Raw genomic sequence first — 16,591 nt, 5'->3', positions numbered from 1 at the left:
ATAAAACTTATTCCTTCTATGTGAAATATACTTTATAATCCATTTTCTCATTATAGACTTACTTTAAGACAAATATAACGTGAAATCAAGAAGAATACTACCTTTTTAGAAAAAAGTACTATCGTTTTAGTGAAAAGGTACTATCGTTTTGATGAAAAGGTACTATCGTTTTAGGCAAAAGGTACCTCCGTTTTAAGCAGAAAGTACCTACTTCCTATATAAAAATAGGCTTATTTTGACAGAATTTGTACACAATTCTCTATCGGAAGATAGCTCCATTACGCACAACTCATTATCTATCAATCTCTTACAGCAACCGTCTTTTCTTCCTCCATAATTCGTGTATTTACAGAGAAGGGCACAGCTTGCTGAAAAAAACGCCAAAATGAGTACTCCAATTAGCAGTATTTTATTACAAAACAGCTTATATCATTTCTATATTTCACCTATAATTTGTCAGTCATACCAGCACCTGAAAAATAAGAAATAACCCCGTTTAATAGCTTCATTATCCTTTGATTCCGTCTCAACCATTATCAACTAATTTCATCCTCAAACATAAGAACTTCAATTATTTTCAGTATCTTTGCAAACTAATAGACAATGATAGTAACATAAAAGACTAATTAATGAAGAAATCAATTCGCTTAGTTCTCTTTGTAATAACATTAGGTTGCAGTGCGTTAATCTCCTGCGGAAATGACAATAAGACCATAGAACCAGATAAACCGACTACTCCAACGGAGGTAAATCCTCTGAATGTATTTACAGGAGGGGTGCCACTTAGTTATGGTGAATATAATATTCTCAAGAATGTCAAGGGGCAGGTTTCAGCCATTCAAGCTAATAATGGTGATGAGAAAATCACCTTTGAATATATGGAATCGACGTCTAACAATGCTAATACACCTAATGTCGTTATGACGTTGGAGAGTAAAGAAGAACAGCTAATACTCTATCTTTTCCTTAACAAGGAAGGCTTTGTAAAACATTGCGACGAAACCGAATATCATCGAGATGATTTATCACAAAAAGAGACATGGGACTTCACCTATAACAATAATGGGCAACTGCTGACTATGTTCCGTTCGGAAGGAAACGAAAGAACAACGATCAAATATGAGCCGGGGAACATTGTGTCTACAACAGAGAAGGCTGTCAATGGAACCCGAAATAAGACTCACAAGGTTTATTATACTTCGCAGTCTGTCCCATCACCTATCGTAAACAAAGGGTGCATTATGCTGTTTGACACCACATTGGGGATCGATATGGACGAGATGCAATATGCCTATTTCGCAGGCTTATTAGGTAAAGCAACGAAACATCTACCTGTTCGATTAGTCGGTAACGAAGGGGAGGAAGAGAGTTTCGCATGGCATTTGAACGCCTCTGGTTATCCTACTTCCATGGTTAGAAGTCATGCTCCTAACTGGACAAATACATTTACTTGGTAAACAGAGAAGAGTTTTCTGGGGTATTACCTATGGATATAGAACAAGGAAAAGGTTGCCTGCATGTATAAAGTCATAACCTTCTTTTTATTATTCTTCACTTCTACTCTATATGCGCAAGAGCCTATCTTGGTTAGTGCATATATAGTAGACCGATATCCAGCACAGATATTGAAAGTTGCAGGAGACTATAAAAAGAAGCGTTACTTCTTTATTCGATCTATCAATGGGAAGTAAGATTAACAGGGAAGCCATAGAGTGTTTACTGATAAAAGAATGTGCCACAGATAAGTAATAATTATCCTTATCTGACGAAAGAATCATAATTTCCACCACGAAGTAACATTGGGAAGTGTCGTCGATAAGAGTAAAGAGGATAGCAGTCAGCCTCATCCGAAGCTGTAAAATCATACTGATGAGTGGCTTGATATTGTGCAGTTGAATTGTGTTCTTCTACATCCAAGTTCATTAAACAGGGCTGACCAAAAGACATTGCGATGAGTATATTGTAATAGTACTTATACCCTTGTCCTGCCATATAGCTTAATTCTAATCCTTCTTCTCCTGCTCTTAAATCTTCAAAACCGAACGAGTCTTCACACTCAGTGTTACGGATAACATTAGCATATACCCATCTCTTCCCTTTGTATTCAATGATAAGTAGGCGGTCGGTATAGACTGAATCTGTATTACTATCAGCACCTGCTATCATGGTGACTGGTGACAATATCGCAGCAGACATCCCCTGGAATGTAGCTTCCGAACACTTCACATAAAAGTTAGAAATCGTAAAACTTCTCCATTGATAATAGCCCTTGTAGTGTTTGGAGGCGGAGATTCTTAGTTGTATGGTGTCATTTTGAAAGGTCATAAGATGCTGAATAGGTTTATTCAAATAATTAGCAACGGTGTCAGCAGTCATATCATAACCATATTCATCTAATGTTTTCTGTGATTTACCATTATCTATTGCTAATGTATCAGGCTGGAATACTAATGCCAGACAGTTGCTTGTTAGCATCAAAAGGAACATTAATAGCTTATATCTCATCTCTATTTGACATTTAGGGTACCACTATCTATGCGCCAAAGATATAAAAAAAACAGATAAAACAAGCACTCGCTCCTCTTTTTCTCACTGATATATTCCAAAAGATATAGGAATTAGTAGCACACGAAAGGAAGATGTTATTAATATTTTACACAAATGTATTATCTTTGTAAAAGGCAATTCTGATTGTCCGATTGGAACTTAACATAATAGGAAACAATGAATAAGAAAAATTATTTTGCAGGTTCTGCTTACTTCAAAATGATTCCTTACGAAAAGGAATCTGACATCTATCTCGCCCTTGATGGAATTTTGAAGTAGGGACAGAAGGCTCTGCTTATAATTCACAATTCAAAGTTCACAATTCAAAATTGTGGTTAGGTAGAGTGGACGAATATACGAGTGGACAAGTAAACAAGTTATTAATTCTTTTGGGAAAGGTACCACAAAGTAGGGACAGACGCCCTCGTCTGTCCGCCCATTTACCCCGATTAGTTAACAAGCAGACATCTGTTTATCGGACAGACGAAGGCATCTGTCCCTACTGGTTTGTATCTTTTCCATCTAAGGAGGGCGTTCCTTTGTATCAAAGAGAGGCTTTCTTTGTATCAAAGAGAGGCTTTCTTCATGGCAAGGAAACGCCCCCGTTATAATGAAGAAAGTACCACAAAGTAGGATCAGGCTGAACATCTGTTCTACTTCTGGGTACTATATACAACTGAACAAATAACTTGTTTACCCGTCAACTTATCCACTCATCCACTCGAAGTAATCATCATTTTGAATTGTGAACTTTGAATTTTGAATTAGACCTAATAGTCTTCTTTATTCCTTCTAATCGAAAAATAATTCTACAAAAGTATTGCAGGAATGAAAGAAAAGACCTATATTTGTGCACGAAACCTAAATCATGAATAATTATGTCTAATTTTATGAAAATTGATAAAAGGCGTAAGAAGCACTCTACACTGACAGCTGGTAGTGTTGCTCTCTCATTCGTTGTTGGTTTGATGACATACTCACCTTCAACCGTTTCTGCAGCTGTTAATGGTAATACAAGCGTGCAACAGCAGAAGCAAAGTATCACTGGTGTTGTGAAAGACGCAAGTGGGTCACCTATCATTGGTGCTTCCGTATTGGTCAACGGTACCCCCGTTGCTGTTACCGATATGGATGGTCACTTCTCTGCATCGGTACCTCCTGGCACGGAACTAAAGATCAGTTACGTGGGATATGCTACCCAGCACGTCACGATCCGAAGTGGAGTTAGCAACTACACTGTGACCTTGCAGGACGATAACCAAGCCTTGAACGAGGTTGTGGTAGTAGGTTATGGTACGCAGAAGAAGGCTAACCTCTCCGGTTCTGTTGCTCAGCTTGATGGTAAGACACTTGAGAACCGACCGATCCCTAATGTCTCTTCTGGTCTGCAAGGGCTCTTGCCGGGTATCACCGTAACGGGTTCTGATGGTGCACCGGGGCTTGACAATGGAACAATCCTTGTGCGTGGTGTGGGAACACTGAACTCTGCTACACCTTACATCCTCATTGATGGAGTAGAAGCTGGTACTTTGAACTCGCTTGATCCAGATGATATTGCGAGTATCTCTGTACTTAAAGATGCCTCTTCGGCAGCCATCTATGGTTCAAAAGCATCGAATGGTGTTATCCTTGTGACGACCAAACGTGGACAACATGGTGCTCCGAAGGTTACTTACTCTGGCTACTTCGGTATGCAGAAAGCAACTGCTCTGATGGAAAGGATGAACTCGGCGGATGCTGCCTACTACTATAATAAAGCATTGGAACGCAGTGGGAAGGCTCCACGATTCAGCGAGGACGCCATTAAGAAGTTCCGTGATGGTTCGGATCCGTACAACTATCCGAACACAGACTGGTATGACCTTGCTTTTAAGACGGCTTGGCAAAACCGCCATAACGTGAGTGTTACGGGTGGTAATGAGTATGTGAAGTACTTGGCTTCGGCTGGTTATCTCAAGCAAAGTAGTATCTTGCCCAATGCAGGACGTGAGCAGTTCAATGCTCGAACCAACCTTGACATGGTGCTCTCAAAGCGTGTTACAGCTCATCTGAACCTCTCTTACATCCAGAATAACTATCGTGATGCAAGTAGTGCATACGCTGGTGGAAGTAGTGATCAGATCATTCGTCAACTCAATATCATCGCTCCTTGGATTCCTTATAAGAATGAGGATGGTAGCTACGGAACGGTATCGGATGGTAATCCAATTGCTTGGCTGGAGTCGGGAATGACGGTGAAACGTAATAACCGAAACTTCACGGGAGTATTAGGAATTGATTATCAGATCTGCAACGACTTGAAGTTGACCCTTCAAGGAGCGTATGTTGATAATTCTCAACGATACTCTTATTTCCAGAAGTTCATACAGTATAACCCTAATAAGGCATCGGAGCCTAACAAGTTGGAGATTGCTCATTACGATTGGCACCGTACCAACTTTGATGCTTTCTTGAACTATGATAAGTCGTTCCAAAAGCATAACTTCAAGGCAATGTTGGGTTGGCACACGGAGAGATTCAAGTATCTTCCTGACTGGATGTACCGTAAGAACTTCCCAAATAACGACCTCACTGATTTGAATGCGGGTGATGCTTCTACACAGCAGAACGCAGGTAACACTCGTGAACTGACGATGGTGTCTTACTTCGGACGCTTTAATTACGACTTCGCAGGGCGTTATCTCTTTGAAGCTAACTTCCGTTCGGATGCTTCTTCACGCTTTGCCAAAGGTCATCGTTGGGGTTTCTTCCCTTCATTCTCTGCAGCGTGGCGCATTTCAGAAGAGCCTTTCATGGTTAGTACGAAGTCATGGTTGAACAACTTGAAGGTGCGTGCTTCATGGGGACAGTTGGGTAATCAGGATGCGTTAAACGACTATTATCCATGGTTGAATACTTACAACTTGAATGCGTCTTATCCGTTTGGTGGACAGCTAACACCAGGTTATTACCAAGGAAGTTACCATCTTGAAACCATCTCATGGGAGAAGTCTACAACATGGGGGATCGGTGTTGACTTCACATTGTTTGGTGGTTTAACAGGTTCATTCGACTATTATAACCGCAAGACAACAGGTATCATCATGAATGTATCAGCACCTGCAGAGTTTGCTCTCGGTGCTTATAAGGATAATATCGGTTCGCTTCGCAATGAAGGAGTTGAGCTTTCTCTTGCTTATACAAAACAGTTCGGCAAGGACTGGACTATCAATGCTGGCGTTAACTTCGCATATAATAAGAACAAGATACTGGACCTCGGTGAAGGTGTTGAATACATAACTGACAGTAAAGATCAGCAAAAGAATGGCTATCGCCGAACGGCAGTTGGGCAGCAATACAATAGCTATTATATGTACAAGGCAACCGGTAAGTTCTTTAACTCGCAACAAGAGGCTGACGACTACACAGCGAAGTATGGCAATCCTTTCGGGCGTAAGTTCATGGCGGGCGACTTGATCTATGAGGATACAAACAAGGATGGTAAGCTTGATTCAAGAGACCGTGTTTATACGAAGCATACGGATATCCCAGCCATTACTTATAGCTTTAATATCGGTGCAACGTGGCGTAATATAGACCTATCAATGGTTTGGCAGGGTGTAGGATCAGTCTCTCACATCTATAATAGAGAGGTTCTTGGAGAGTTCTCAGGTGATGCCAGCCATCCTTCTACTCTATGGAAAGACTCGTGGACAGAGGATAACCACAATGCGAAACTACCGCGTGTTTTTGAGACAGGTAATAGTCCAAGCGACATGACAAGAGCCATGTCTACCTTCTGGTTATGGAACACTTCTTACCTAAGACTTAAGACTTTGCAGTTGGGTTACACGCTTCCTAAGAGTGCTCTGAAGGCTCTCAAGGTAGAGAAGATACGTATCTACTACGCTGGAGAAAACCTCCTCACCTTCGATCATCTACCATTTAATATTGATCCAGAGGTAACCAGTGAGCGCGGATCAAGCTATCCTTTGCTACGTTCTCACTCACTTGGTGTTAACATAACATTCTAACCATAAATACGAGATATACGTTATGAAAAATATAAAAACATATCTATTAGCAGGAGTGACAGCCCTTACGTTGTCTTCTTGTAATGACTTCCTAAGCACCTTACCAAAGGATGCGATGTCCCCTTCCACTACATGGAAAACAAGGCAAGATGCGGAGAAGTTCATCGTTGGATGCTATGATGGTTGGGAAAGCGGAGCGGCTTTGCTCTATTGGGATGCAGGTTCTGACTTTGCTTACAACAACTTCCCTTGGGAGGGATTCACCAACATTGGCAATGGTTCTCTGTCCCCTTCTGATCCCGGATGGTCATTCTATAACTTCGTTATCATTGGTCGTTGCAACACCGTTTTGGATAATATTGATAAGTGCAACATTAGTGATGAAGCTATAAAGAAAGACCTTATTGCACAGGTGAAAGCCATTCGTGCTTATAGTTACTTCCGTATGGGATTCCTTTATGGAGGCGTTCCTATCGTGAAGAAGTTTACGAGTGCGAAGGAGGCGCAAGTGCCTCGTAATACCGAACAGGAGGTGAAGGACTATGTCTTCAAAGACTTGGAAGAGGCTATTGCGGACATCAATGCTACACCAACTTCACGTGGTCACATTGCTAAGGGAGCTGCTTTAGCTATCAAGATGCGTGCTGCTCTCTATTGGGGCGAGTACCAGAAAGCCAAGGAGGCAGCGCAAGCTATCATTGACTTAGGGCAATATCAGCTTGAAAGCAATTATGCAGATCTGTTCAAGTTAACGGGTCGAAACTCAAATGAAATTATCCTTGCAGTACAGCATAAGTCGGGTACTTACCCATTAAGTACCATTGGTCAGTTGTATAACAATGGTGATGGAGGTTGGTCGTCAGTAGTTCCTACCCAGAAGTGTGTGGATAACTATGAGATGAGTAATGGCTTGACGATTGATGAGGCAGGCTCCGGTTATGATGCAGCACATCCTTTCCATGGTCGTGACCCACGTATGGCAATGACGATTCTGTTCCCCGGTTCTGACTGGGATGGCGGAGTCTTCAATACTCTGGATGAGAACTTGAATGGCAAGAAGAACCCTAATTACCCTTCAAATGCCGCTAACTCATCTAAGACAGCACTCACTTGGCGTAAGTATTTAGACCCGAAAGACCAATATGCAGACGTGTGGGATACGGAATGTAACCCAATTGTTTTCCGTTATGCAGAGGTACTTTTGACATGGGCTGAGGCTGAGAACGAGTTGAACGGACCATCGGCAGCTGTCTACGCAAAGATTAATATGGTAAGACATCGTGCTGGAATGCCTGACGTAGACCAGTCTAAGTATAACACAAAGGAGACCCTTCGTGAACTCATTCATCGTGAGCGTGGAGCAGAGTTTGCGGGTGAAGGACTTCGTCGTGCAGATATCTTGCGATGGAAGAAAGATGGGAAGATGTTAGCAGAAAACGTTTTGAATGGTGAATTGGTTCGAATCACTGGTACGGTAAACAATGCTGTTACTGATCCAACCATGCGTGCCACAGTGAATGGAACACGTAAGATTGAGGATCGAACATTCAAACCATACAACCGTTATCTGCCTATTCCTCAAAAGAATATATCGGATAATCCGAAACTAGAACAAAACCCAGGTTACGCAAAGTAAGATCATTTACTTACATATTAAGGCGGTTAGTAGATTTTGTATAGGCATCATGCGTAACGATGCCTATACTTTTTAGTTCTGGTAATGATGCTCGTTTACTTTGCTTATTGCGGTAATCTGTTACGCTTATTGTCGTATTTAGCTTTGGCAGTGGTGCTAATTTGCGCCATTAACAGTATTAGTTAAATCCGGAAAATACGATAGGTTATTTCAGAATCTTTGCTAAGAAAGGGGCTGTGTGACTCTCTTTATTCTTGGCAACTACCTCTGGTAGACCTGCTGCAAGGAGCCTTCCACCATTGCGACCACCCTCTGGTCCCATGTCAATGATGTAGTCGGCGAGCTTGATAACATCGAGGTTATGCTCAATGATGAGTACCGTATTGCCACGATCCACTAGCTTCTCAAGGACGTCCATAAGGATGCGGATGTCTTCAAAATGCAGTCCCGTAGTTGGTTCGTCGAGGATGAATAGCGTCTTACCCGTATCCCTCTTCGATAGTTCCGTAGCCAGTTTGACACGCTGACTCTCGCCTCCCGATAGCGTTGTTGAGCTTTGCCCGAGTTTGATATAACCCAATCCAACGTCCTGCAAAGCCTTTATCTTTGGTAGAATCTGCGGTACATTCTCGAAGAACTCCACGGCCATGTTGACCGTCATATCTAGTACATCTGCAATCGACTTACCCTTGAATCGCACCTCAAGAGTCTCCCGATTGTAACGCTTACCATGGCATATCTCACATGGAACCATTACATCCGGAAGGAAGTTCATCTCGATAGTCTTGTATCCATTACCACCACATGCTTCACATCGCCCACCCCTTACGTTGAAGGAAAAACGCCCTGGTTTGTAGCCTCGGATCTTAGCTTCTGGGAGGTTGACAAACAACTGTCGGATGTCAGAGAATACCCCCGTATAGGTTGCGGGGTTGCTGCGTGGGGTGCGCCCGATAGGACTTTGGTCCACATTCACCACCTTATCTATATTGTCAATACCCTCTATCTTCTTGTAAGGCATGGGTCGTTTCAATGAGCGATAGAAGTGTTGTGAGAGGATAGGTTGCAATGTCTCGTTGATAAGTGTACTCTTTCCAGAGCCCGAAACACCTGTTACAACAATCAATTCACCTAGTGGGAAGGTTACGTCAACACCCTTTAGATTATTGCCAGTGCAGCCTATCAACTTGATAGACTTCCCATTTCCTTTGCGTCTTTCAGTGGGTATCTCTATCTTACGTTCACCATTGAGATATTGTGCCGTGAGCGTGTGCTTCTTGAGCATATCTGCCGGTTTCCCTTGGAAGACGACCTCTCCTCCTTTTCTTCCAGCCTTTGGACCGATGTCAACAATCCAATCGGCAGCACGCATCATATCCTCATCATGTTCCACAACAATCACCGTGTTACCCATGTCGCGCAGCTCTTTTAGGGAATTGATAAGTCGCTCGTTGTCACGTTGATGCAGTCCGATCGAAGGTTCATCGAGGATATAAAGCACGTTGACAAGCTGCGATCCAATCTGAGTGGCTAGTCTGATACGTTGGCTTTCACCGCCTGATAGCGTTGCACTTTGTCTATTGAGAGCCAAGTAATCAAGTCCCACTTCCAATAGAAAGTTAATGCGTTTGCGTATCTCCTTCACGATCTCTGTGGCTATAACTCGCTGTTTTTCCGTCATGTGTTCCTCGACATGATCAATCCAATCCTTCAGTTCGCTGATATCCATGTTGGCAAGTTCAGCGATGTTCTTATCCCATATCTTATAGGATAAAGCCTCCCGATTGAGGCGCTGCCCATGGCATTCTGGGCAAGTAACCTCGGCTATGAACTGGTCAGCCCACTTCTTCCCGGCAGCCGAATCATCACTTTCCATGATCGTGCGGAGGTATTTGATGATGCCATCAAAGGATATGAAGTAATCCGAAGAGGTGTGAACAAGTTCCTTGGCAATCTTTAGTTTCTCCAAAGAACCATATAGAATCTCATCCATGCACTCCTTGGGAATGTCTTTAACGGGTGTTTTTAAGGTACAATCATACTTCTTCAACAGGGCTTCAATCTGCCAGAATATCATCTGATTCTTATACTTCCCTAATGGTACAATAGCCCCTTCATAGATATTCAAAGCGTCATCAGGAATCACTTTCTTTAGGTCGATTTCATCAATTACACCTAATCCTTTGCAATGCGGACAAGCTCCTTCTGGGGAATTGAAAGAGAAGATGTTGGGGGCAGGATCTTTATATGCAATACCCGTAACAGGGTCCATGAGACGTTTAGAGAAGTAATTTGCTGCATTGGTCTCATTATCCAGTATCATAATTAAACCATCGCCTTGTTTCATCGCAGTAGCGATAGTTTTCGATAGACGTTCACGTTGGGTGGTATCTTCCGTGTCGCTGAGTTTCATCTTATCAATGACCACTTCGATGTTATGGTTCTTGTATCTATCCACCTTCATACCGCGTGTGAGTTCCTCAATTTCACCATCTATACGGATGTAAAGATAGCCCTTTCGTCGCATTTGTTCAAATAGTTCGCGATAGTGACCCTTACGGTTTCGAACCAAAGGAGCCAATATGTAGATCTTACGTTCACGATAGTCTGCCATGATCATATCGACTACCTTCTCCTCAGTGTACTTCACCATCTTCTCCCCACTCATATATGAGAAGGCCTCGCCAGCACGTGCGTAAAGCAAGCGAAGATAGTCATATATCTCCGTAGTTGTGCCCACTGTGGAGCGAGGATTCTTATTCGTCGTCTTCTGTTCGATAGAGATTACAGGCGAGAGTCCCGTTATCTTGTCCACATCTGGGCGCTCCATATTACCGAGGAAGTTGCGAGCATAGGCGGAGAAGGTCTCTATGTATCTTCGTTGACCCTCTGCGAAGATGGTATCAAAGGCTAGAGAACTCTTTCCCGAACCCGATAGTCCAGTGAAGACAGTGAGTGAGTTGCGTGGAATAGTTATGTCTATGTTCTTCAAGTTGTGTACTCTTGCACCGAAGACTTCTATCTTTTCGTTCATATCTGTGTGTTGCTTATAAAATATATAATGGTGAGTTAGGAATGAGGGGTGATGAGTTAGGAATTATCCTAATGATGATTTATGAATGAGGAGTGGTGTGTTTAGGGTGTTAATTGGTTGTATCCCCTTAGCAGATTGACGTCGCGCCGAATATTAAAACGCCTTCCGTCAGCTCCTTTTGCCGTCACATTCACAAAGTAAGTGCCCTCAGCTACATCCTTACCTTTATACTTTCCATCCCATCCACCAGCAGGGTCTGTCCACTCATAGAGCTTCTGTCCCCATCGATTGAATATAACTGCTTTGAACTCAATGATACTCTTGTAGCCTGTTTTCGCTCGATAGATATCATTGATTCCATCGCCATTTGGAGTGAAAACATTAGGCATTTGCAAGCTGCTTTCACTAATAGATACGCTTATAGGATTATAACGAGTTGTGTCTCCATTGAGTATCTCGTAAAGCACAATCTGTGTATTACCTGCCTTCGTGAAAGTGTATTCTGTGTCTTCTTCATAACGTATCAGAAAAGCCTCACGAGGGCTTGTTTGTGCAAAGAAATGCCATTCATAATGCGTTGCAGGGTCATTCGTTGTAGGCGCATTAGCCTTCAGTTTCATCGTTAAAGGTGCCGATCCTGTATAATTATCACCTGCATTTATCGTCATGACTTCGCCATTCTCATCGTTATAAGAGCCTGTTGGCTGGCAATCCTGTGCCTTTGTATAGACCGTGACAAGCATTGACAAAACCAGTAATAAGAATCTTGTATATTTATCTCCCATCTCTTTTACCTTACAATTCAACGTCTCCAAAAGGATAATCGTGCAAATATAAGCATTTTTTCTCACACCTACAAGCAAAACAGAAAAGCGATGGTTGATATACAAGAAGCCATTATCTATTTTACGTTTTTTTGCTATCTACACCTGTTGATTACAGATTTCTTTTGTATATTTGCACATGTATTTGCATATAAGTAACAGTTTGTAATCTCAAAAGACATGTGCATAAAAAACAGTTTAAGATATCTCTTGTTGCTATTCACCATAATGATTAGTTGTAGTGTGATGGCTCAGAATGTTGTATGGCGTGATCAACATCAAGTGAAACGTAAGGAGACTATATTCGGAATAGCCAAAGAGTACGGTGTAACTATCCAACAGTTGATAGACTCCAATCCGATTATGAAGACCGCAGGATATGAGTTGAAAAAGGGTGAACTCATCCTTGTTCCGTTTGCAAAAGATGGTGATATCCGTCCTGATGGGTCGATTATGGGCAAGACTGTAAAGCCTTCCAAAGCCGATAAAGAGGCTAAGAAGAAAGGCGCAAATGCGGCTGCTCTCGCAAAACAAGAGAATGCTATTCATGTTGGAATCATGCTCCCTCTCCATAATCAAGATGGTGATGGCAAACGCATGATAGAGTTTTATCGCGGCGTGCTGTTAGCCCTCAACGAGATGAAGAGTGAAGGGATTACAACCGACGTACATGCTTGGAATGTTCCAAAGGACGCTGACATTCGTACTACTTTATTAGACCCTAATGCCTCAAAACTTGACCTCATCTTTGGCCCACTCTACTCTGATCAGGTGAAGCCATTGGCTGATTTCTGTCGAGCACATGGCACAAAGCTCGTTATCCCATTCTCTATAACAGGCAACGAAGTAGAAAATAACCCTAATATCTATCAAGTGTATCAAACCGATGAGAGCTTGAATAGCAAGGCTATTGCGTCTTTCTTAGAGCGTTTCCAGAAGTCTCATCACCCTGTATTCATTAATTGCAACGATGCAAACAGCCAAGTGGGCAACTTCACCTCATTGTTGCGTAAGCAGTTAAACATACTGAAGATTAAGTATGACCTTACTAGTCTGAAGTCTTCCGCAGCCGACTTTGCAAAGCACTTCGATAAGACTCGCCCTAATGTAGTTGTCCTTAACTCGGAGAAGAGTCCGCAGTTAAACGAAGTGTTTACTAAACTGGCACAACTCAAGAAGACTAATCCAGGTATTGCAATAGCCCTCTTTGGCTATAATCAATGGTTCGTTTATCAAGATTACGACTTGGACTTCTTCTTCAAATATAACACTTACATTCCTTCCACCTATTATTATAATAAGATGTCAGAGAAGACGAAGTCGCTCGAAGCTAAGTATAATGAACAGTACGGCGAGCCAATGGCTAAGCAATACATACCCCGTTTGGCACTCACAGGTTACGATCAGGCGCAATTCTTTGTACGTGGAATTAAAGCACAGGGAAAGGAGTTCAAGGGTGTATATAGCGAAGTGAAGTATCGCCCACTACAAACTCGTTATAACTTCGAACGTGTAGGGCAGGGAGGATATATCAATAACAACTTCCAGTTGATACACTTTACTACTGACCAGAAGATGGAGAATCTCGTTTATTAACCATCGTTGGTACAGCTGCTTATAATATGAGAAATAAGACATTAAGCATATTCCTTTTGCTCTTACTTGTGCTTCCGATGCGTGTTGCAGCACAAGTGGGAGAACATCGTGACGACCTTTCCATTGGTGTTAATGGCGGTTATGCCCTTTCTAATGTGGGCTTCAGTCCAAAAGTTTCACAGTCTCTTCATGGAGGAATAACAGGTGGTTTGAGTGTTAGATACGTATGTGAAAAGTATTTCAATACCATCTGTTCCATCTATGGAGAGGTCAATTACGCTTCTATCGGATGGCAGGAAAAGATACAAACAAGCACTGATCAACCTGTTATCAACGCCAACGGACAAGCGGAGAAGTACTCTCGAACAATTAACTACATACAAATTCCAGTCTTTGCACACCTTGCTTGGGGCAAAGAGCAGCGTGGTTTCAACTTCTTCGTACAAGCTGGTCCACAGATAGGAATCTATCTGAACGAGTCAACCAACATGAATTATACCACTCCAAACCTTGCTACTGACGGCACAGGACGTAGTAACGTCACCGTCGCACAAGAGTCGAAACCTGTGGAGAAAAAGTTCGATTATGGTATAGCAGCGGGCTTGGGAATGGAATGGAGCAGCCGTCATGTGGGGCATTTCCTACTTGAAGGACGTTATTACTATGGATTAGGAAACATCTACGGAAGCTCTAAGAAAGATTATTTCGGCAAGTCGAACTTTGGCAACATAGTAGTAAAAGCGACTTACCTATTCGATATCAAACGAACAAAGTAATATTAACCTAGATTTTTATCATTATGTTTGAAAACCAACCAAAAGCGCTTTATGCCTTGGCATTAGCCAATACTGGCGAGCGGTTCGGATACTACACAATGTTGGCAGTATTCGCTTTATTCTTGAGAGCAAACTTCGGATTAGAGGCCGGGACAGCGGGTCTAATCTATAGTATCTTCCTTGGTCTCGTCTACTTCCTACCGCTTATTGGAGGCGTCATGGCCGATAAGTTCGGGTACGGGAAGATGGTAACCATTGGTATTGCGATTATGTTTGTCGGTTATCTCTTCCTGTCTATTCCATTGGGCGGAGGCTCTGTTGCGTTCGTTGCTATGCTAGCAGCTCTGTTGCTGATCAGCTTTGGAACGGGTCTATTTAAGGGTAATCTGCAGGTTATGGTGGGTAATCTCTATGACACACCAGAGCTTGCTGGCAAGCGCGATTCAGCGTTCTCAATCTTCTACATGGCAATCAATATTGGTGCGCTCTTTGCTCCAACGGCTGCCGTAAAGATTCAGTCTTGGGCTGAGTCAACGCTCCATTGCAGTAGCAATGACGCTTACCACTTCTCATTTGCAGTAGCTTGCGTATCATTAATCGTGTCTATGGCAATCTATTATGGGTGCCGTCGTATGTTCAAACACGTTGAGGGTGGCAACGGAAAGACTGAGAAGAAGGAAACAACTGTTGCTGAAGAAGAACTCACTCCACAGCAAACAAAGGAGCGCATTGTGGCTCTCTGTCTTGTTTTTGCAGTCGTTATCTTCTTCTGGATGGCGTTCCATCAGAATGGTCTGACGCTTACTTACTTTGCTAATGAGTTTGTAAGTCCTGTTTCAACAGGCGTTCAGAGCATGGCATTTGATGTAGTCAATCTAGTCATGATTGTGCTTATGGTGTATAGTGGTATGACCTTCTTCCAGAGCAAAACAGCAAAGGCAAAGGCAATCTCAGGCGTTGTCTTCCTCGTAGCAGTATTAGTTTTAATGTCGAAATACAGAGATCTTTCTGGCTCAGTAGAGGTTAGTGCACCTATTTTCCAGCAGTTCAATCCATTCTATGTAGTAGCCCTCACACCAGTAAGTATGGCTATCTTCAGTTCGTTGGCAGCCAAAGGTAAGGAGCCTTCAGCACCTCGTAAGATTGCATACGGTATGATTGTTGCAGGTTGCGCCTACTTCCTTATGGTCATGGCATCGCAAGGTTTGCTCACACCTAACGAACAGGCAGCAGCAAAGGCAGCAGGTGGAGCAACCCCATTTGCGTCAGCCAACTGGCTAATTGGTACTTACCTCGTCCTCACCTTTGGTGAGTTATTGCTCAGTCCGATGGGTATCAGCTTCGTTAGTAAGGTAGCTCCTCCAAAGTACAAGGGCGCAATGATGGGCGGATGGTTTGTAGCCACAGCAATCGGAAACCTCCTTGTCAGCGTTGGAGGATACCTCTGGGGCGGCTTGTCACTCACCATTGTTTGGTCAGTATTCATCGTTCTCTGCCTCGTTTCCGCAGCCTTCATGTTCTTGATGATGAAGCGTTTGGAGAAAGTGGCATAGGCTTTCTTTAATTCAAAATTCAAAGTTCATAATTCAAAATTATGATTACTTCGAGTTGACGAGTGGACAGGTTGACAAGTTAACGAGTTGTTTGTTCTGTGGAAAACAATACTATCTACTCCCCTCTCCATTCGGAGAGGGGGTGGGGGTGAGGCTCCTTAAGTAGGGACAGAAGCCCTCGTCTGTCCGATACAAGATGATTTTTTCAGACAGCAAACATAAGGATATATTGTTCTAATAACATATTCCATTCGCCCCAAACACCCCATTTAGGCGGGCAGACGAGGGCATCTGTCCCTACTTTATAGCACTATCATTAATCAAAGAAGGGCTCTTCTGTCATCAACGGAGGCGTTTCCTTGATGCGAAGAGGGCGTTTCTTCATATTGAAGAAACGCCCTCTTTGTTTGTTGATTATTGCTGTCCAGTAAAACTTAAATAGCATAAGTAGGTCGTAAGAATTAATTTATACTAGGCTACATGGGTAAGTTAGTAAATGGCAACAAACAACGGCAGACACCCTATTCTTACAATCCCCCTTAGGTTCTGAATAACCATACCTACTTATATGTATTTTATAGATATAAACATATCCGAAGACTTTGTATTACG

At 42.6% G+C, this 16,591-nt stretch carries 11 protein-coding genes; 7 read left to right on the top strand and 4 right to left on the bottom strand.

Annotation, left to right across the window (positions count from 1 at the left end):
- Nucleotides 1-629 precede the first annotated feature (629 nt).
- Nucleotides 630-1,457 (top strand): DUF4595 domain-containing protein, encoded by an 828-nt coding sequence (locus D464_RS0103375; RefSeq protein ID WP_018910151.1) that lies wholly within the window; start codon nucleotides 630-632, stop codon nucleotides 1,455-1,457.
- Between the two features lie 60 nt (nucleotides 1,458-1,517).
- Nucleotides 1,518-1,691 (top strand): hypothetical protein, encoded by a 174-nt coding sequence (locus tag D464_RS0103370; RefSeq protein WP_018910150.1) that lies wholly within the window; start codon nucleotides 1,518-1,520, stop codon nucleotides 1,689-1,691.
- Nucleotides 1,692-1,758: 67 nt separating this feature from the next.
- On the opposite strand, the gene D464_RS0103365 is transcribed toward D464_RS0103370, so the two are convergent.
- Nucleotides 1,759-2,505, bottom strand: a complete 747-nt coding sequence (locus tag D464_RS0103365) for a hypothetical protein (RefSeq protein WP_026284622.1) — start codon at nucleotides 2,503-2,505, stop codon at nucleotides 1,759-1,761.
- Between the two features lie 920 nt (nucleotides 2,506-3,425).
- Here D464_RS0103365 and D464_RS0103355 point away from each other — a divergent pair.
- Complete coding sequence (locus tag D464_RS0103355) at nucleotides 3,426-6,560, top strand: SusC/RagA family TonB-linked outer membrane protein (RefSeq protein WP_018910147.1); 3,135 nt, start codon at nucleotides 3,426-3,428, stop codon at nucleotides 6,558-6,560.
- A gap of 22 nt (nucleotides 6,561-6,582) precedes the next feature.
- Nucleotides 6,583-8,196: a RagB/SusD family nutrient uptake outer membrane protein gene (locus tag D464_RS0103350; protein ID WP_024985946.1), complete on the top strand. Its 1,614-nt coding sequence runs from the start codon at nucleotides 6,583-6,585 to the stop codon at nucleotides 8,194-8,196.
- A 205-nt stretch (nucleotides 8,197-8,401) separates the two neighbouring features.
- Here the strand turns inward: D464_RS0103350 and uvrA are convergent, their stop codons facing one another.
- Complete coding sequence (gene uvrA / locus D464_RS0103345) at nucleotides 8,402-11,230, bottom strand: excinuclease ABC subunit UvrA (protein ID WP_018910145.1); 2,829 nt, start codon at nucleotides 11,228-11,230, stop codon at nucleotides 8,402-8,404.
- A gap of 101 nt (nucleotides 11,231-11,331) precedes the next feature.
- Nucleotides 11,332-12,015, bottom strand: a complete 684-nt coding sequence (locus tag D464_RS0103340) for a T9SS type B sorting domain-containing protein (protein WP_026284621.1) — start codon at nucleotides 12,013-12,015, stop codon at nucleotides 11,332-11,334.
- A 285-nt stretch (nucleotides 12,016-12,300) separates the two neighbouring features.
- Here D464_RS0103340 and D464_RS0103335 point away from each other — a divergent pair, with 285 nt between their 5' ends.
- Genes D464_RS0103335 through D464_RS0103325 form a run of 3 tightly spaced genes read left to right on the top strand, consistent with a single transcriptional unit; the run spans nucleotide 12,301 to nucleotide 15,979 of the window.
- The gene (locus D464_RS0103335) at nucleotides 12,301-13,650 is read left to right on the top strand and encodes a PBP1 and LysM peptidoglycan-binding domain-containing protein (protein WP_081618079.1); all 1,350 of its coding nucleotides are present in this window, start codon (nucleotides 12,301-12,303) and stop codon (nucleotides 13,648-13,650) included.
- 26 nt (nucleotides 13,651-13,676) lie between these two features.
- A complete protein-coding gene (locus D464_RS0103330) occupies nucleotides 13,677-14,426 on the top strand; it encodes a porin family protein (RefSeq protein WP_018910142.1) in 750 nt (249 codons plus the stop codon).
- Nucleotides 14,427-14,449: 23 nt separating this feature from the next.
- The gene (locus D464_RS0103325; protein WP_018910141.1) at nucleotides 14,450-15,979 is read left to right on the top strand and encodes a peptide MFS transporter; all 1,530 of its coding nucleotides are present in this window, start codon (nucleotides 14,450-14,452) and stop codon (nucleotides 15,977-15,979) included.
- Nucleotides 15,980-16,295: 316 nt separating this feature from the next.
- On the opposite strand, the gene D464_RS14070 is transcribed toward D464_RS0103325, so the two are convergent.
- A complete protein-coding gene (locus tag D464_RS14070; protein WP_279625387.1) occupies nucleotides 16,296-16,424 on the bottom strand; it encodes a hypothetical protein in 129 nt (42 codons plus the stop codon).
- Nucleotides 16,425-16,591: the final 167 nt, after the last annotated feature.

The sequence above is a fragment of the Prevotella veroralis DSM 19559 = JCM 6290 genome, from assembly GCF_000377625.1.
GTDB lineage: Bacteria > Bacteroidota > Bacteroidia > Bacteroidales > Bacteroidaceae > Prevotella > Prevotella veroralis.
This window is presented reverse-complemented; position numbering and strand designations above follow the sequence as displayed.

Coding starts and splice junctions, on each gene's coding strand:
- D464_RS0103375 (WP_018910151.1), top strand. CDS start 630: ATGAAGAAATCAATTCGCTTAGTTCTCTTTGTAATAACATTAGGTTGC.
- D464_RS0103370 (WP_018910150.1), top strand. CDS start 1,518: ATGTATAAAGTCATAACCTTCTTTTTATTATTCTTCACTTCTACTCTA.
- D464_RS0103365 (WP_026284622.1), bottom strand. CDS start 2,505: ATGAGATATAAGCTATTAATGTTCCTTTTGATGCTAACAAGCAACTGT.
- D464_RS0103355 (WP_018910147.1), top strand. CDS start 3,426: ATGTCTAATTTTATGAAAATTGATAAAAGGCGTAAGAAGCACTCTACA.
- D464_RS0103350 (WP_024985946.1), top strand. CDS start 6,583: ATGAAAAATATAAAAACATATCTATTAGCAGGAGTGACAGCCCTTACG.
- uvrA (WP_018910145.1), bottom strand. CDS start 11,230: ATGAACGAAAAGATAGAAGTCTTCGGTGCAAGAGTACACAACTTGAAG.
- D464_RS0103340 (WP_026284621.1), bottom strand. CDS start 12,015: ATGGGAGATAAATATACAAGATTCTTATTACTGGTTTTGTCAATGCTT.
- D464_RS0103335 (WP_081618079.1), top strand. CDS start 12,301: ATGGCTCAGAATGTTGTATGGCGTGATCAACATCAAGTGAAACGTAAG.
- D464_RS0103330 (WP_018910142.1), top strand. CDS start 13,677: ATGAGAAATAAGACATTAAGCATATTCCTTTTGCTCTTACTTGTGCTT.
- D464_RS0103325 (WP_018910141.1), top strand. CDS start 14,450: ATGTTTGAAAACCAACCAAAAGCGCTTTATGCCTTGGCATTAGCCAAT.
- D464_RS14070 (WP_279625387.1), bottom strand. CDS start 16,424: ATGCTATTTAAGTTTTACTGGACAGCAATAATCAACAAACAAAGAGGG.